Source organism: Pradoshia sp. Z3_51 (assembly GCF_058215915.1).
In genome coordinates, this window is the sequence record NZ_JBZAJC010000002.1 from 512,322 (window position 1) to 530,348 (window position 18,027).

Annotated in this window: 13 protein-coding genes and 1 riboswitch; of the genes, 5 read left to right on the top strand and 8 right to left on the bottom strand. The window is 35.7% G+C overall.

Features of this window, described 5'->3' with window-relative positions; all coding sequences use genetic code 11:
- Positions 1–95: 95 nt before the first annotated feature.
- Positions 96–989, top strand: a complete 894-nt coding sequence (locus AC4BHA_RS06130; protein WP_373925461.1) for an alpha/beta hydrolase — start codon at positions 96–98, stop codon at positions 987–989.
- A 410-nt stretch (positions 990–1,399) separates the two neighbouring features.
- On the opposite strand, the gene AC4BHA_RS06135 is transcribed toward AC4BHA_RS06130, so the two are convergent.
- The gene (locus AC4BHA_RS06135; protein WP_066100113.1) at positions 1,400–1,948 is read right to left on the bottom strand and encodes a 2'-5' RNA ligase family protein; all 549 of its coding nucleotides are present in this window, start codon (positions 1,946–1,948) and stop codon (positions 1,400–1,402) included.
- 269 nt (positions 1,949–2,217) lie between these two features.
- On the opposite strand from AC4BHA_RS06135, the gene AC4BHA_RS06140 reads away from it, so the two are divergent.
- Positions 2,218–2,526 (top strand): GNAT family N-acetyltransferase, encoded by a 309-nt coding sequence (locus AC4BHA_RS06140; RefSeq protein ID WP_395940463.1) that lies wholly within the window; start codon positions 2,218–2,220, stop codon positions 2,524–2,526.
- Positions 2,527–2,807: 281 nt separating this feature from the next.
- The gene (locus tag AC4BHA_RS06145) at positions 2,808–3,338 is read left to right on the top strand and encodes an NADPH-dependent FMN reductase (RefSeq protein ID WP_066100107.1); all 531 of its coding nucleotides are present in this window, start codon (positions 2,808–2,810) and stop codon (positions 3,336–3,338) included.
- 1,311 nt (positions 3,339–4,649) lie between these two features.
- Here the strand turns inward: AC4BHA_RS06145 and AC4BHA_RS06150 are convergent.
- Complete coding sequence (locus AC4BHA_RS06150) at positions 4,650–5,102, bottom strand: RrF2 family transcriptional regulator (protein WP_066100101.1); 453 nt, start codon at positions 5,100–5,102, stop codon at positions 4,650–4,652.
- Between the two features lie 166 nt (positions 5,103–5,268).
- Here AC4BHA_RS06150 and hmpA point away from each other — a divergent pair, with 166 nt between their 5' ends.
- Positions 5,269–6,480, top strand: a complete 1,212-nt coding sequence (hmpA, locus tag AC4BHA_RS06155) for an NO-inducible flavohemoprotein (protein WP_490558299.1) — start codon at positions 5,269–5,271, stop codon at positions 6,478–6,480.
- Between the two features lie 1,013 nt (positions 6,481–7,493).
- Here hmpA and AC4BHA_RS06160 read toward each other — a convergent pair.
- The 4 genes from AC4BHA_RS06160 to AC4BHA_RS06175 form a co-directional block, all read right to left on the bottom strand.
- Complete coding sequence (locus AC4BHA_RS06160) at positions 7,494–8,177, bottom strand: Na-translocating system protein MpsC family protein (RefSeq protein WP_490558300.1); 684 nt, start codon at positions 8,175–8,177, stop codon at positions 7,494–7,496.
- Between the two features lie 236 nt (positions 8,178–8,413).
- The gene (locus AC4BHA_RS06165) at positions 8,414–10,267 is read right to left on the bottom strand and encodes an ABC transporter ATP-binding protein (RefSeq protein ID WP_490558301.1); all 1,854 of its coding nucleotides are present in this window, start codon (positions 10,265–10,267) and stop codon (positions 8,414–8,416) included.
- On the bottom strand, positions 10,264–11,994 hold the full coding sequence (locus AC4BHA_RS06170; protein ID WP_490558302.1) for an ABC transporter ATP-binding protein: 1,731 nt from the start codon (positions 11,992–11,994) through the stop codon (positions 10,264–10,266). The genes AC4BHA_RS06165 and AC4BHA_RS06170 overlap by 4 nt, the downstream gene beginning before the upstream one ends.
- Before the next feature lie 14 nt (positions 11,995–12,008).
- Positions 12,009–12,455, bottom strand: a complete 447-nt coding sequence (locus AC4BHA_RS06175) for a MarR family winged helix-turn-helix transcriptional regulator (RefSeq protein ID WP_066100083.1) — start codon at positions 12,453–12,455, stop codon at positions 12,009–12,011.
- A gap of 310 nt (positions 12,456–12,765) precedes the next feature.
- Here AC4BHA_RS06175 and AC4BHA_RS06180 point away from each other — a divergent pair, with 310 nt between their 5' ends.
- A complete protein-coding gene (locus AC4BHA_RS06180; protein WP_139891185.1) occupies positions 12,766–14,526 on the top strand; it encodes an ABC transporter ATP-binding protein in 1,761 nt (586 codons plus the stop codon).
- Positions 14,527–14,680: 154 nt separating this feature from the next.
- Here the strand turns inward: AC4BHA_RS06180 and AC4BHA_RS06185 are convergent, their stop codons facing one another.
- Together AC4BHA_RS06185 and AC4BHA_RS06190 are read right to left on the bottom strand one after the other, a co-directional pair.
- Complete coding sequence (locus AC4BHA_RS06185) at positions 14,681–15,907, bottom strand: aminopeptidase (RefSeq protein ID WP_066100078.1); 1,227 nt, start codon at positions 15,905–15,907, stop codon at positions 14,681–14,683.
- Between the two features lie 133 nt (positions 15,908–16,040).
- Complete coding sequence (locus AC4BHA_RS06190) at positions 16,041–17,342, bottom strand: NCS2 family permease (RefSeq protein WP_490558303.1); 1,302 nt, start codon at positions 17,340–17,342, stop codon at positions 16,041–16,043.
- Positions 17,343–17,770: 428 nt separating this feature from the next.
- A riboswitch (cyclic di-AMP (ydaO/yuaA leader) is annotated at positions 17,771–17,897 on the top strand.
- The last annotated feature ends 130 nt before the right edge of the window (positions 17,898–18,027 follow it).

The following is an 18,027-nucleotide window of genomic DNA, read 5'->3' on the forward strand; positions in this document are numbered from 1 at the left end:
ATTATTATTTTAATATATATATAATTTATATTACAAAAACTTTTTGTACAAAAACGTACTATTTGACTCAATTGTTACAGTCCCAGATAAAAGGAGTGTGTATATTGCTTGTTCTAAATCAAAAAATACTCGCAAAGACCATTCGGATGATGGAACGTAAGATGGTACAGGCCTCCTTCCTGAAACCTAGTATAAAACCTAACGTTGAAAGGGAGGAGCGGTTGATTGAAACAAATTTAGGAAATACTCGCGTCATTACATATCGGCCAAACCGGAATACAGAGGGACCATTACCCGTTTTTGTGAATATGCATGGCGGTGGATTTGTGATGGGAAGTGCTGAATTGGATGATGCGTGGTGTCCTGTGATAGCGGACCGAGCCAGTTGTTTAGTAGTGAATATTGATTATCATCTGGCACCAGAATACAAATTTCCTGCTGCAATATATGAATGCTATGATATTCTGAAATGGCTTTATGAGAACCCCAATGTCCTTCAGGTAGACAATAAGCGAATAGCAGTTGGGGGACATAGTGCAGGTGGGAATTTAGCAGCTGCTCTTTGTTTGCTGAACAAGGAGAGAGAGCAGATTCCTTTAGTGAAGCAAATCCTTAATTATCCACCGCTGGACCTTGCTACTGATCCGGACCTGAAATTCAAGCATAAAAAAGCCATACCACCCAGACTGGCAAAACTGTTTAATGAATCCTATTTAAAATCAATGAAAGATGCGGAAAACCCATTGGTCTCTCCTGTATATGCTGAGGATTTGGAAGACTTGCCGCCTGCTTTAATCATCACTGCTGAATTTGACTCTCTTGCAGATGAAGCCGACTACTATGCAAGCCAGCTTGAAGAAGCTGGGGTGACAGTCAAGAAGAAGAGGTACATGGAAGCTGCACATGCATTTACTCATACAGGTGAATTGAAACAGGCTGAAGAGGCATGGCACTTAATTAGTGATGAATTAAAAGAGGCCTTTTCCTAGATTAATGCTGGGCTTACGCTGTCCTGATGATTTTTGATAAATCTATATAAATAAATCGAAAAACAATGGCGGTTCAATTCATTTAGAGTTGGACTGCTTCTTTTTATAAGCGCATATCCTTAAACATATTTATTAAAAAAGTTCATAATAATGTTATTAAATGGATATATATACATGAATGATGGATTTTATTAATAATAAGGCTGTTTTGTATAGTTTGTGCCCTGTATAAATGGGTATAATTGATTTAAGGATAATATTGGAAATTATCTCTATTGGTTCCATTGGCTTGAATCAGGAAAAGATTTAGGATTTAATAAACGCGTGGAACAAATGTTTATTTCAAAAAAATCTAATTATAAAACAGTTGGAATGTTGAGAAATGCATAAAAAGACCTTGATATGTGTGATCACCTTAAAGAGATATCTAAATATTTTTCATATCTTTGCTTTTCAATGTTCAGTTCATATATTCTAATAAAATCTACTGTAAAATTAGGGTACGGTTTCAACTCTCTATCTGCTATTTTTTCCATTTCTATTAGTTCTTTTTTAGAGAGCCCAGTAGAAATATTTCCACCGTATTTTTCTTTCCCCAGAGTTAAGTGAGGTACAAAGGCATCAAGTTCAAAATACTGTTTTATTAAGTCTTCTGACGGTGAAATCTCATTAATGATTTTTTGATGCAATTTGTGTAAGTTAGTTGAGTTAACACTCAAATATAAAACGCTATCTCCAAAATAGTTGGGCTTATCTAATGATACTTGAAAAGGTTTGAAGGTATCGCATACGGTTTGTACCTTATCAATCCATTGTTTATCTGGAGTTAGTCCTCCTTGTGCTTTCAATGTTATGTGTGGTTCTACACCCGATTGTTTAATCCATTTACTTTGAAAATGCTCAATACGTTCCAAATATTCTTCAGGTGGAACAATCCCTATAAAATACTCCAAATTCATTCTTCTTTACACCCTTATTTTCAGTTTTAATTATTTTAACAGAAAATTCCGAACATGCAAATGGAATTATTACGTGAAAAACAACAGCCATAAAAAAGATGCTATTCATATACTTTTAATGAGACAAAGAAACTTTAACTGTCTCGAAGTTTAAGACTTTAATATAAAATTTGTATTCAATTATATCTTCAATAGTCCTTATGAGGATTAGCTTCTAAAATGTTATATACCGATAATCAACCAGTCTATTCATATACTTTACAGATGTCATAAATAATAAAAGATGGGAGAGGGTTATTGTGCCTGGCTGTAGTAACGATTTTTATATAGCAATTGGCGGTAATATTGTTGCTCAGATAGAATTTGTGGCAGATGAGCAAGAGGTATCTGAACAAGGGAGTATCATCATTAATCATACATTAGTTGCAAATAGCTACAGGGGGAAAGGTTTGGGCAAGGCATTAGTAAACCGTGTAGTATTGCATGCAAGAAATGAAAATAAATATATTAAGCCCGTTTGTCCATTTGCAAAAATGATGCTTGAAAATAAAAAAGAATATCAGGATGTTTTAATGTAATCCAATAATCTAAAATGTACACACCTATTTCACTTCCTTATTTGCAAAAGTAAGGATTTTTGTTTTTAAAATATGGATATACAAAATCTGTTTGGGCCGAGGTACTTCTTGTTTTGCTGACATTAAAGAGGCTTTCACCCCTTTATGTTAATGATTTGTTATTTCGAATACAGATTTTTACGAAAAGCAGAAATAGTAGATATTCCGTCCTCCAAAAAGTATGATAAAAGTATAGAAATAACAAAATATGGCGATGCATGGAGTGGGAGTGTGAATAGGTAATGAAAGTAATAGGATTATCAGGTTCCATAATTGGTGAAAAAACACCTAAATCAGTGGAAGAGGTATTGGCAGCTGTAAACAAAATAGATAATCAATTAGATACAGAATTAATAGATCTTAGAAATTATAATGTGGAATTTGTAAGAGGCATTCCTTTTTCATCCTATAATCAGGATACCCGAACGGTAGTCAATAAACTAAACGATGCGGATATTATAATAATTGGTACACCCATTTATCAGGCGTCGATACCGGGTGTTCTAAAAAATCTATTTGATCATTTAGCTCCGGATTGTTTTAAAGGAAAAGTGGTAGGAATTGTTACGAATGGAGGATCTGAAAAACACTTTTTAGTAACTGAGTACCAATTAAAACCGATATTATCTTATTTCAAAGCGATAATACCATTTAATAATGTATTTTTACATACAAGCTGCTTTGGACCTGGCAATAAAATTGTAAATGAAGAGGAGAATAATAGGATCCAAGCATTGGCTCAGGAAGTTATTGATTTAAAGGAGATTCACTAAATTTTATCAGATCCTCTAACTAAATGTGAATGAGAAAAATGGTATCTGCATTCCTAGCATTTCAATAGAATATAGAGCATTCAAGATAAAGATAGGAGTAGACGACTTACTAAGACATAAAAAAGTAAGAGATTTTCTTCCTACAGAGAATTGGATGAAGAGATTGAATTGATTTTTAAACTGCTCAATCTCTTTTTCATTCAATTTATATGAAAGGGTTAATTGTGTTTATTAAAATCAGATGAATAGTTTGAAATATCGCTTATTAATGATTTATCTTCATTGATATCCAATGTACGAAGTTTCATAATTAAATGTACGCGTCGTTTATAAAAATCTTTGTGTGATATGGACCGGTTATCATAGTACATTTGATAATTTTTTCTCAATTCATTTAATAATTCATTATATTTTTTTTGAGCGCACACTATATCACCTTCTTTCCTCATGATGTTATATTTAAATAATATCACAAAAGATTCTGTTAATTCACCGTTAAAATTTTTCCACATTCAAAATATTATGTAAATTATAACCCTTAAGACTAATGGTTAGTATCAAGTTCCTGTTAAAGGTAGAATCCTATTTAGAATTAGACCGAGATTGTTTATAGTAAAAATTGTATCACGACGAATTTCCTTTCGTAGGTTCCAACCTTCGCATAGAATGACATTCAAAAAAGCTTCAGGTAATGATAAATGGTCTAAAATAGACCATGATATCAAAGAGAAAAACTTACTGCCTTTTAAAGAGAGGCGAGGCTGGGACAAGTATTTCAGTTAATGATAAACCCAAACTATTAGGTGATATTTCAATTGGATATTCGCCGGCTAGGTTGCGTTTTAATTGTCTTCAATAGAAAGGTTCATTCTGCATACGATTATTCATATCAAGTGGAATGGAACGGAAGCCACTCGACTCCTTGGGAAGTAGAGGAGGCTTAAGACCCAGCAGGCTCAGCCGAGGAAGCGCCCAATGGAACAGACTTTTTTCTCAAACTTAACTCTTTAATGAGCAACAAAGTCTAGTAAGATTAATTTAGATATCGTTCGTCTACAGGATTGTTTTCAAGTTATTTCCCAGCCTCGTTTTTTTATTTGCTTATCTATAATACTCTCACAGCGAACGATTATGATTATTGGAATTTAGATGATAGAAGAATGAAGATTTAATATAGGACGGTTCTCTTCAACGATTTAATGTGGTACGTAAATATAATTTGTCTAAAAAGGCAGTGCAACAGGCCATAAATGACTGCCGCACTGCCTTTTAAATAGATTTGTATCATAAATGTTATTTCTAAAGTGGATTTTACGAATCATTGTTTACTTCGGAATAAGCTCCTAGAAATTGAGCTAACACTTCTTTGTTTTGAGATATATCTGCGAGTGTATAGCCATCTAATACGTTTAAAAAAGCATACAATGCTTTATTTAAAATACCTCTCAACGTACAAACAGGAGAGATGGGACATGTATTATGATCAGAAAAACACTCAACTATGTTAAAATCTTCTTCAGTTTTTCTTACTAAACCCCCGATATTGATTTCATGAGGTTTCATTGCCAGTCTCATGCCGCCATTACGCCCACGTATTGTTTCTATATAACCTAACTTGCCCAGCTGGTATATAATTTTCATTAAATGATTTTTGGATATGCCATAGGCATCAGCAATTTCTTTTATATTTACTAATCGATCGGGATGACTTGCCAAGTACATAAGCACCCTGATGGAATAGTCACTGAAATTTGTTAATCGCATAGTCACGCCCCGCTTCAGATTATCTACTCATCTTTAATACTACCATACATAAATAGGCTTCCAAAGAAAGTTCACAGAAAAGATGTATCTGAAATATTGCTTTTACTTTCCAATAGAGTAAAATTAAAGATGTATTTCAAATACATCTTTAAAAGGGGATTTTTATATGTTGTCTACTCAAACAATCGAAATTGTGAAATCAACTGCACCAATATTGGAAACAAGGGGTAAGGAAATAACTACGGTATTTTATAAAACGATGTTTGAAGCACATCCTGAGCTTTTGAATATTTTTAATCATGCAAATCAAAAAAGAGGCAGACAGCAGACTGCATTAGCAAATACGGTAACAGCTGCGGCCTATTATATCGATCAATTGGAAGTGCTTCTGCCGGTTGTAAAACAAATTGCACATAAACACCGTAGTTTAATGATTAAACCTGAGCATTATCCGATTGTAGGAAAATATTTATTGTTGGCTATTAAAAAAGTATTAGGTGATGCGGCTACAGATGATATTTTAAAAGCGTGGGAAGAGGCCTATGGGGCAATCGCTGATATCTTCATAGGGGTTGAACGTGAAATGTATGAAGAAGCGGAAAATAAGGTTGGTGGTTGGAGAGACTATCGAGAATTTGAAGTCATAAAGAAAGTGAGGGAAAGTGACGGTATTACTTCCTTCTATTTAAAACCAACCGATGGGCTGGCAATACCCGAATTTGAACCGGGCCAATATATAACTGTTCGGGTTCAAATTCCAGGAGAACAGTTTATGATGAATCGCCAATATAGCTTAACGAATGTATCCAATGGTGAATACTATCGAATTTCTGTAAAAAGTGAAAGTATGCATGACAATCCTGATGGTAAAGTATCTAATTACCTGCATAAGGAAGTTTGTACGGGTGATATAGTACAACTAACGGTACCAGCGGGAGATTTTACTTTAGAAGAGGACACCGAGCCAATTACCTTTATAGCTGCCGGAGTAGGGATAACGCCATTTATTAGTATGTTGAATACACTTTATAAACAGGAATCATTAAGAAAAATTACTTTGATACACGCGTTTAAAAACAGGAAGCTTCAAGCATTTGCTGATGAGCTCTCCATGTTAAACAGGCAAATGCATGATATGACAATCAACTTTTATAATGAAGAAGCTGATGTAATCGAGGAGAATTATAAAATAGGCAGAATCAATGAAGAGGTATTGAGGCAATTAGATCAGAATGGAATTTTCTATGTTTGTGGCCCAGTCGAATTTATGCAAGGTGTCACTCAAATGCTTTATAAACTAGGCGTACCGCAAGAAAAAGTACGGTTTGAATTTTTTGGACCTTCCATGAAAATCGAAACAGTAACAGAAAAAGTGTGAAAAAAACATGCTGGGAAGTTTATTCCTGGCATATTTTTTATAAATTCCTCGTCTGTTAAACTCTTTGTTGTGAAAATCAGCAGAGAATATGTTTTGTCTCCGTAACTCACCATGATTTTATTATTCTATAACGATCCCAAACATTACTAAAAGTGTGCGCTGAATTGATTGGTTTAATAGATTAAAAGAGGGGAGGATGGTAAAGGAATATACAGAGATAAAGATTATAAAAAACAATAAGAAGAATTCCTCAAGCACCTTTAGTGCGTTTGTTGATCAGGTATTAATTACCGTCATTTGTTTAGTGAAAGACATTCAAATGAAGTGCCTAAGGATTAATCTAATACTTCTTGCCTTAAATCGGTATGTTCAGAGACACAACTATCTCAGCTGGTTAACCCTAAATGATTAATCTGCAGCTGTACACAAAAACCAGGTTTCTTTTAGTCTATATGTACATTTCATATGTTTGCATTGACATTTCATAAAGGTAGCTGATTGAATGGCTAGATAGTCAGTATACTTAATAAAAGGATCACCCGATAAAATCAGTCTCTATTCATATCGGTTAATAATTTGGTGTCGTGTATAATATGTACCGTAGCGAAACAAGAATTTCAATTGTAATTGACTCTCATTGATACAGAAATAATAAACAGTGTTAGTCGAATTTGACTCTTTTTTATAATTAATTGATAAAGAGCTTGCAACATTTTCTATATAATGTTCCATTTCCATCCGTTTAATTATGTGGCTGCCTAATAATTTCTGTTTCTTAAACGAATCTAATCTGTCTAATAGTTCCTTCTTTATTAGTATACAATCTTCCATATTTATAGGTAATCATCCCCTGTTTTTTTTGAATTTATTCATAAAAAAAGCCAGAAAAGGACAAATTTATTAATCCTTTCCTGACTTATGTATGGTTCTATGCCCACTCATTGCTATCAGTTATTTTATTAAGATGTTACAGATAACTTTATCGCAGATGGGGGTTATTGTCAATCAACCAATCAACTTTGCAAAATGAAAATAATATAGCTAGTATCTTTCTCGAAATTCCAAAAAGTAAATTTATCGATTATTTTGGTGTTTAAATAGTTCTCGAAGTTTCTTTTATGCTCTATTATCAAACGTTTCTCCAAATCCCGCTTCGCGATCGTTAATTGTTCAGTAAAGCCGAACTTGATCAATTCCTTTTCGATCGGAACCATTATACCTTTTCGGACAATCATCAGCTGCCGCTTATTGAGCATAGTTGAATAGATTTCCACTGGTTCTTTTTGAGCAAGCTTGGTAACCTTCGCTAATTCTCGTTCGACTTTCTCTCTATTTCTATAATCACTGATGCTCGTTGCTGTTTTTGATAGCGTAATAATAAACATGCCAGTCGAAGTTTGCAAATTCCAATCATAAAAGAATTCATCAACTTTTGTTCCTAATGCTGCTTCAATATAGGAGGTGATGTCTTTGATTATGGTTTCCATGAGAAGGTCCCGGTTCTTTTGCACGTAAACTTCACCATCTTGATTAGCCAATAAGGATTTCTCCATAGGGGAAAGGAAATCGGCAAGATGCACAGCAAGAGTAGGAGACGATAACGTACAAATAACGTGGCTGGGGCCCCGTCCGAAGGTTTCTCTTAGCATTCTTCCTATATAACTGCTAATGTCTTTTTCGGCTTTTGTTATTTCCATATCATGCACCTCAGGCTTTGTGACTTTCTTATCATTTATCCCTAAGTAATTTTTTTAAAACATCAGACAAAGACTTATTACAGGGGATTTTAGTCTGAATTAAAAGATTAAAGTCAACGAAAACATCTAGAAACGATTAGGACATGAGAGGGGTGATTGGTCAAACTTTGGCGCTGCGGAAATAATATTTAATATTATCAAATGTGCCGGGAAGTTTTCTTCCCGGCACATTTGTTTTATACGGCTTCATCTGCAAACTGGCTGTTATAAAGATCCGCATAGAAACCATTTTGTCTCAGCAACTCATCATGAGTACCTTGTTCAATGACGGTTCCTTTATTCATTACTAGAATTAAATCTGCATCTTTAATCGTGGATAAACGGTGAGCGATCACAAAGCTTGTACGATTTTCCATTAAGCGATTCATCGCTTTCTGAATAAAGATTTCAGTTCTTGTATCAACACTGCTTGTTGCTTCATCCAAGATTAGAATAGAAGGGTTTGCTAAAATGGCACGAGCTATTGTAAGCAATTGTTTTTGACCCTGTGATATATTGGATGCTTCTTCATTTAATTCAGTTTCATATCCTTCTGGCAATGTACGAATAAAATGATCGGCATGAGCTGCTTGGGCTGCTTCAAAAATTTCTTCACGAGTGGCACCTTCACGACCATAGCCAATATTATCTGCAATGGTACCATTAAAGAGCCATGTATCCTGAAGAACCATACCGAATAATCCATGGAGATCTCCGCGTTTCATTTCTTTAATATCGACACCATCAATTTTTATGCTTCCGCCATTTAATTCATAAAAACGCATTAACAGGTTAATCATTGTTGTTTTACCTGCACCGGTCGGACCTACTATGGCTACTTTTTGCCCTGGTTTGACATCAAGATTCATATCTTCAATCAATAGCTGATCCTGCTTATATCCGAATGCAACATGATCAAAAACCACATGTCCTTTTGGATGAGAAATCATTTGTGGATTCGTTGTTTCTGCTTCCTCCTCCTCCTCATCTAGCAGTTCAAATACACGTTCTGCAGAAGCAACAGTAGATTGAATAATGTTAGCGATATTCGCCGTTTGAGTAATCGGTTGTGTGAATTGGCGTGCATATTGTATAAAAGCCTGTATATCACCAACTGTTATTCTTCCGTTTGTAACAAAAATACCGCCAACTACACATATGAGTACATATCCGATGTTTCCGATAAATTGCATGAAGGGCATAATTACACCTGAAATAAACTGTGCTTTCCAGGATGATTCGTATAATTTTTCATTTATTGCCTCAAACTCTTCCAAAGCTTTTTCCTCTTGGCCAAAGGCTTTCACGACCTCATGTCCAGTATAGATTTCTTCAACATGGCCACTTAAATTTCCAAGTGATTTTTGTTGGCCAGCAAAGTAGGTTTGAGATTTTTTGGCTACAAATACAGCGACTACTCCGCTTAAAGGTAATGTTAAAAGAAGAATTCCTGTCATAACCGGGCTGATCGACAGCATCATAATAATAACACCAATAATCGTTACTACACTGGTAATAAGCTGTGTTAAGCTTTGTTGTAAGGTAGTGCTGATATTATCAATATCATTCACAATCCGGCTTAAAGTTTCACCTGTAGTTGTTCCATCAAAATACTTTAAAGGCAGCCGAGATACCTTAGCTTCAGCTTCTTCTCTTAATGTAAATACCGTATTTTGAGCAACGCTTGCCATAATATATTGCTGGATAAAGGCGAAGATTGAGCTAAACAAATATAAGGCGCCGAGTAGGAAGAGAATTCGAATGATATACTCAAAATCGATGCCTGCGCCAGGAATACCTGACATTTTTTCCATAATGCCTTCAAATATTTTGGTTGTCGCTTTACCTAATACTTTTGGGCCGACAATGGTGAAAACCGTACTGAGGATTGCAGCCAGCAATACAGTTAAAAGGCGAAATTTATAAGGTGCTAAATAACGAATTAATCGTTTTAACGTACCCTTAAAATCTTTTGCTTTTTGTATCGGTGCTCCTGGACCACCTGGAGGACCAAATCCCGGATTTGATTGTCTTCTTGTCATTCTGCTCATGCAATCTCCTCCTCAGAAAGCTGTGACTTCACAATTTCTTGATAGGTTTCACATGATTTTAGTAATTCTTCATGTGTACCAATTCCCATAACATTTCCTTCATCCAATACAATGATACGATCGGCATCCATAACCGTAGATACACGTTGGGCAACCAATAAAACCGTTCCTTCCGTGGTTTCACTTTTTAAAGCTTTCCGCAGCTTAGCGTCCGTTTTGAAATCCAGTGCAGAAAAGCTGTCATCAAACATATAGATTTCCGGTTTTCGAACCAAGGCTCTCGCAATGGACAGACGTTGCTTTTGTCCTCCGGAAATATTTGTACCGCCCTGAGAAATAGGAGAGTCAAAGCCTTCCTTCATATTAGAAACAAAATCATAGGCTTGTGCGACTTTTGCAGCATGGATGACTTCCTCATCACTGGCATTCTCATTTCCGTAGAGGATATTTTCCTTTACGGTACCGGTGAATAAAACAGCTTTCTGAGGAACTAGACCAATTCGGTTACGTAAATCCACTAATTCCAGTTCCTTAATATTGATTCCATTTAGATAAATACTGCCTTCAGTCGGTTCATAAAAACGAGGAATCAGCTTTAATAATGTTGATTTCCCAGAACCAGTTCCGCCGATAATGGCTGTAACCTCACCAGGACCAGCGCTAAATGAAAGGCCTTTTAAGGCAGGTTCTTCGGCACCTGGATAGCTGAATGTAACATTCTTAAATTCCAGGTAGCCAGTTTTAGTTGGTTTAGCTTCATGTTTAATTGGCTCATCTTTAATAGTGGGCTTAATCGCCAATACTTCATTAATACGAGCTGCGGAAGCAGAAGCACGAGGAATCATGACAAACATCATGGAAAGCATAACCATGGAAAACATAATTTGCATGGCATATTGAATAAAGGCCATTAAATCACCGACCTGCATATCTCCATGATCAATCCTGATTGCACCAAACCAAACAACCGCAATGGTTGTATAGTTCATAATCAGCATCATGAGCGGCATAAGTGTAGCCATTAATTTATTCACTTTGATAGTAGTGTCTCTTAAGTCTTTGTTGGCCTTCTTAAAACGTTCCTTTTCAAAATTGATCCGATTAAAGGAACGAATGACACGGACACCAGTCAAATTTTCGCGAATGACACGGTTTACAGCATCCAATCTGCGTTGAACCAGTTTAAATAGAGGGACGCCTTTCCAGATGACAAAAAGAATAACGCCCAATAAGACCGGAATCGCAAGGATGATAACCCAGGATAGTTCGGGATCTTTTGAAAAGGCCATAATAATGCCACCAATAGCCATTAAAGGTGCCATTATCATCATTCTAAGGATCATGTTAAGGACCAATTGTACCTGTGTTATATCATTGGTTGTTCTTGTAATTAAGGAAGCAGTACCAACTTGTTCAAATTCATGAAGTGAAAAATTCTCAACATGGGAGAATACTCTGGAGCGAAGATTTTTGCCAAATGACATGGATACTTTGGCGCTGAAGTAACTTGCCGTAATAGAGCAAAGCGTACCAACTGCAGCAACCAAAAGCATAAATCCGCCAATTTTCCATATGTATGGTATGTTCTGATTAATGACACCTTTGTCGATGATGTCAGACATCAATGTGGGTAAGAATAATTCTGATAATGACTGTATAAATACCAATGCGAATATAAAAACAATCGGTAATTTATACGGTGCTAAATAGCGAAACAATTTCCTCAAAAATTAACAACTCCTTAATACTGATTTTCATTAAAAAACTCATACACTTTGGTTAATAATCGGGTGAGTTCCTTACTATCATCTAATCCGATATATTCCTCTAGAAGGGTAAAAGTTTGATGTAATTTAGCAAGTGCTGCATCTGCTACAGAATCTCCCTCACATGTTAATGTAACCAGTACCACCCTGCGATCATTTTTATCAATTCTGCGGGTAATTAGGTTATGCTGTTCCAGCTTATTTAAAATGGGGGTAACAGATGGCATTTTAACATTTAACTGCTTGCTGATCTCGGATACCTTAATCTCGGTAATATGTTGAGTTTTTTCTTTGATACATGTCAAAACTCTTATTTCACTTGGTTTATATCCTTTTATTGTTTTCTTTTCCCAATCCAATTTGTCAAACTGTGTAAAAGCCCTGATCAATTTTTCAACTGATCGGTCTTTGTTAACTGTCATACCTCCACCTCTAAAACAAAGTCTTCCTAATAGTTAAGTAACCAAATTAAAAGCAAATAAAATTATATTTATATAATATATACAAGTCAATATAGCTATACAGTTTCAGAAAGTGTAAAATATGACAAATTAAATACGATGGTTTTGTAGGTCTGTTAAATAAAAGAAATAGGAAATGAAAAAATGTATAATGTATAAAACATATTAAATTCAGCTTAAAATCCCAATGTTTTACATAATTAGGATTGTCTTTATATCAGTTCTTCGGTAACGTTATATATAGAAGCTAAACTCAGGAGGAAGAAAGTTTATGAAAGAAAGAAAACAGAAGGGGAGTTATAAACGCTTTTTTCGGTTATTGCATGCAACGAACCCTTCATATGGAAGACTTGGTTTTGCACTCGGTCTGAGTATTATTACTACCCTTATTGGGTTGCTCATTCCATTGTTAACAAAGGAATTGGTAGACGGCTTCAGTATGTCTTCATTATCTAAAAGTCAGATTCTCATAATTGTATTGGTGTTTATTGCTCAAGCTGGTTTAAGTGCATACGCGACCTATGCACTTGGATATAATGGTCAAAAAATCATTGCAGGCTTGCGGGATTTATTATGGAAAAAGTTGATTAAGCTGCCTGTATCGTACTCTGACAAATATGGTTCAGGGGAAATGATTAGCAGATTAACAAATGACACAATGGTCGTCAAAGAATTGATAACTACCCATTTAGTTGGGGCTATTACTGGAATGATTTCAGTTATTGGGTCTATAACGATATTATTTATCATGAACTGGAAATTAACCCTGTTAATATTTATTGTTTTCCCAATAGCAGCCATGATTTTAATACCAATTGGCCGAATTATGCTTAATATCTCGAAGGAGACCCAAGCTGAAACTGGTAGATTTACAGGGGTATTAAATCAGGTCCTACCTGAAATCCGCTTAGTCAAGGCATCCAATGCAGAAGAAATTGAATATAATAGGGGAATGTCAGGTGTAAACCGGTTGTTCGCTCTTGGTTTAAAAGAAGCGAAGACCCAGTCTCTTGTTTCACCAATTATCACATTAGTGCTAATGGCTGCTCTAGTAGGAATTATTGGGTATGGCGGTATGCAGGTAGCGAGCGGAATTATTACAGCAGGTTCGCTTGTAGCTTTTATTCTTTACATTTTTCAAATTATTATGCCTATGGGGCAAATTACGACATTTTTTACTCAATTGCAGCGTTCGATGGGAGCAACCATGAGAATAATTGAAATCCTGAATGAAAAAGAAGAGGATTTACTCAAAGGGAAAGAACTAGTAAAAGCAAATGTCGATATCGTTCTCGATGATTTATCATTTGGATATGCAGAGGAGTCTTTAATTCTTCGTCATTTAAATGCAAAGATTGAAGCGGGAAAAGTAACAGCGATTGTTGGACCAAGCGGTGGAGGGAAGACGACTCTGTTTAAATTGCTTGAACGCTTTTACGAACCAAGTGAGGGATCAATCAGGATAGGTGAAATTCCTATCGGTGAATACAATTTGCAATCATGGCGGAAGCATATTGGGTATGTATCTCAAGAAAGCCCGCTGTTGGCAGGTACGATCCAGGATAATATATGTTATGGTTTGGAAAGGGAAGTCACCTCCGCTGAACTGGAGCAAGCAGCTGAAATGGCTCATGCACTTGAATTCATTCAGCAGCTTCCAGAAGGATTCCAAACGGATGTAGGGGAGAGGGGATTGAAGCTGTCAGGAGGACAGCGCCAACGAATTGCGATAGCAAGAGCGTTATTGAGAAATCCAAGTATTCTAATGCTAGACGAGGCCACATCAAGTTTAGACAGCCAGTCTGAACAAATCGTGCAGGCTGCATTAAATAAACTAATGGTAGGGAGGACGACAATCGTTATTGCCCATCGATTATCAACCGTCGTCAATGCCGATCAGTTGTTATTTATTGAAAAAGGTGAAATTACAGGTAGAGGAACACATGAAGAATTAATGCAAACTCACAAGCTCTACCATGAATTCGCAACACAGCAATTAAAAATTAATGAGAATTTAAAAGAGAAGGCATAAATTGCACAAAGCATAACAATTTTTTTTGATATTTAAGAATGAACAACTAGCTAAACGAAACCAAAACGCGCTTAGAAATATTTTACTAAGCGCGTTTTGGTTTTTTTAAAAGCAATTTTACTATTATTTAAGGGTTATAAACCTGTAAATAGAATCAAAACGCCCAATTCCCATTTCGGAATATGGCCTCACGTGTACCATCAGGCAATTCTCCATCAATGTCCATATCAGCTGAACCAATCATAAAGTCCTCATGCACTTGGCTGATATTTACCCCATACTTATGCAATTGTTCGATATTCATTTCTTCTCCACCTTCGAGGCAAAATGGATATCCAGCTCCAATGGCGAGGTGGTTAGAAGCATTTTCATCAAATAACGTATTATAGAATAAGATATTTGATTCAGAGATCGGTGAATGGTGAGGTACCAGCGCAATTTCACCCAGGTATTTAGCTCCTTCATCAACATTGATAAGATGATTTAAAATTTTATTTCCTTTTTTTGCCACGGCATTTACGATTCTTCCTTCTTCAAATGTTAACGTAAATTCATCAATTACATTGCCGCCATAAGCTAACGGTTTTGTGCTTGAAACCGTGCCATTTACTCCATTTTTTAAAGGAATCGTAAATACTTCTTCAGTAGGCATATTGGCTACGAATTCTTTGCCGGTTGAGTCTTTAGCTCCTGCTGCGCACCACTTATGTTTCTCGGAAAGTTCAATTCTTAAATCCGTACCAGGTGCTTTATAGTGTATGTATTTATATTTTTTGTTATTTAAATAATCAGCTTTACTGATTAATGTATCAAGATGCTCCTCCCATGCTTGGATAACATTTTCCTGATCAACACGGACTGAAGAAAAGATGGCATCCCAAAGTAAATCTAAGCTGTTTTCTTGTCCGGGGAATATTTTTTTGGACCAACCCTCACCTGCAGCAGCAACGACTGTCCAACTGATCTTATTGGACTGCATTGCTTCGCGTAAATTATTGAGAGCCTTACCTGCAGCCTTTTGAAAATTAGCGATCCGATTTGAGTCGATCCCATTCAGTAAATCCGGATCTTGAGAGACAATCGTTATAAAAGTTGCACCTCTTTCAACCATTTCGTTTCTGGAGGCAGCCATCCATGAAGGAAATTCAGTAAATGCCTCGTCAGGTGCCAGCAAATATTTCGTTCGGTTAATTTCTTCATCACTCCATTCCACAAAAACCTGCTTTGCACCTGCTTCATAGGCTTTTTTAACAAGTTTACGTGTAAATGGTGCAGTTTCAATAGTGGATATGATGAATACAATTTGATCCTTTTGTACATTAGCAGCTTTCTTAACAGTCAAGTCAGCATAACGATCTAATTTTTCTTCAAAATTATTCATGGATTAATCCTCCCCATACAATATTATTTACTATAAAAGTATATCATCTAGATATCAGAAAATATCAAAAATTTATTGGGATAAAAATATAGAGCTGGATCTATATGAAATCCAGCTCTATATAGCATTTTTATTAATGTCCTCCTAAGAAGACCAATTGAATAAGGAATAGTACACCAAAGATGTAAACAAGAGGTGGAACTTCTTTCGCTTTGCCACCAACTAATTTCAAGATTGGATAAATAATAAATCCAAATGCGATTCCAGTAGAGATACTTGAAGTTAAAGGCATCGCAAGAATAATAACAAATGCTGTAAAAGCTTCATCAAACTCAGACCATCTAATCTTTGATATACCTTCCATCATAAAGCACCCAACAATAATTAAAACAGGAGCTGTAATGGAAGCTAAGTTTGAGATGGCTCCAATAAATGGTGAGAAGAATAATGCTAAGCTGAACAATATAGCAACAACTACTGCTGTTAAACCAGTACGACCACCGGCAGCAACACCTGTACTTGATTCTACATATGCTGTTGAAGGACTTGTACCAAAAGCAGCACCAACAGTAGTAGCGATAGAATCACCAAGGAAAGCTTGCTTTGCCCTAGGAAACTTACCGTCTTTTAATAATCCGGCCTGTTCGGATACAGCCACCATTGTACCTGTTGTGTCAAAAATCGTTACGAGTAGGAATGAAAATACAACGGCGTATAAGCTGTTAGTGAATACACCACCGAGATCTAAATCAAAAAATGCTATTCCTTCTGGAAGTGAAGGGAGTAATTGCTTGGCTGTAATGTCCAGCATGCCTGTAAAATAGCCAATAATTGCTGTAATAATCATTCCAATAAACAAAGCACCAGGTACTTTTCTTACCATAAGAATAAGGGTAATGAATAAACCGGCAATTGTTAATAATGGAACAGGAGCAGTTAAATCACCTAAACCAACAAGATTGCTTTCGTTTGCGACAAAGATTTGTGCTTGTTTAAAACCAAGAAACGCTATGAATAAACCAATACCGGATGTAATTCCATATTTAATAGAAAGAGGGATGGAATTAATGATCTTTTCACGTAAATTACTAAAACTTAATAACATAAATAAAAGTCCGGCGATAAATACTGCGCCTAAAACCACTTGATAGCTAAGTCCTTGTGTCGCAACAACACTCGTAAAGTAAGCGTTTATTCCCATAACTGGCGCAACGGCGATTGGGTATTTTGCATACAAGCCCATAATTAAAGTACCAATTACTGCCGAGATAATGGTAGCAATAAATACCTGATTAAAGGGAATTCCTGAAGCGGAAAGGATTGCCGGGTTAACTATTACAATGTACACCATTGTAAAGAAAGTAGTTATACCAGCTAAAACTTCCGTTTTAACAGTAGACCCGTTTTGGCTAATTGAGAAAAATTTGTCTAACAATTCGTATACCTCCATCTATTCACCTTTAAAAAAGCGAACGTTTTTGACGACATTTAATATAATATTCGCTTTTAGGTTATTTTTCAACCACAAATTAATAATTATATTAATTATTTGCAATAACTACTTATAATATGAGGATTAAAGAGAGGCTTTATCCTAGTTATGAGGTTGATATTTAAAACATTATCATACTAAAACTGATTGTTAGTATTAGAAGTCATTATGAATAGTGCTTCAACATTTCAGGACTTTGATTTGTAAATGGTTGATGTTACTTTTGTGACTTCTGTATAGGTTGAAATACAAAGTAGACTGTGACCAAAAAACAAAAAGAAATTTATGTGAATAAATTAAAAATATATAAAAATTAGTAGATGAAAATATTTACATTTTTCATATCGGGAGTATTATTATCAAAGTTTCTAATTTCTAAATCGCTTAAGCATAATTGCGCGGGGGACCCATTGTGTTCTGGGGTGAATCCATTATGGTAGGGCTACTCAGTAGGCACGAATCCGACAGCTAACTCCTCAGCGTTTTATGAGAAGGAAGGTGGAACTTGTGAGACGAAACTAATATAACGTCTGCAGGTCTATTTATTGATGGCTTGCAGGCGTTTTTTGTTGATCAAGCTATTAATTTATTAATTTCTTAATAATAAAAGCGGGTGAGCAGAGTGGTT

Excerpts from the sequence above, each read along its gene's own strand:
- AC4BHA_RS06145 (WP_066100107.1), top strand. The coding sequence starts at position 2,808 with ATGAAAGTAATAGGATTATCAGGTTCCATAATTGGTGAAAAAACACCT.
- AC4BHA_RS06150 (WP_066100101.1), bottom strand. The coding sequence starts at position 5,102 with ATGCGATTAACAAATTTCAGTGACTATTCCATCAGGGTGCTTATGTAC.
- hmpA (WP_490558299.1), top strand. The coding sequence starts at position 5,269 with ATGTTGTCTACTCAAACAATCGAAATTGTGAAATCAACTGCACCAATA.
- AC4BHA_RS06165 (WP_490558301.1), bottom strand. The coding sequence starts at position 10,267 with ATGAGCAGAATGACAAGAAGACAATCAAATCCGGGATTTGGTCCTCCA.
- AC4BHA_RS06175 (WP_066100083.1), bottom strand. The coding sequence starts at position 12,455 with ATGACAGTTAACAAAGACCGATCAGTTGAAAAATTGATCAGGGCTTTT.
- AC4BHA_RS06185 (WP_066100078.1), bottom strand. The coding sequence starts at position 15,907 with ATGAATAATTTTGAAGAAAAATTAGATCGTTATGCTGACTTGACTGTT.
- AC4BHA_RS06160 (WP_490558300.1), bottom strand. The coding sequence starts at position 8,177 with ATGGAAATAACAAAAGCCGAAAAAGACATTAGCAGTTATATAGGAAGA.
- AC4BHA_RS06180 (WP_139891185.1), top strand. The coding sequence starts at position 12,766 with ATGAAAGAAAGAAAACAGAAGGGGAGTTATAAACGCTTTTTTCGGTTA.
- AC4BHA_RS06135 (WP_066100113.1), bottom strand. The coding sequence starts at position 1,948 with ATGAATTTGGAGTATTTTATAGGGATTGTTCCACCTGAAGAATATTTG.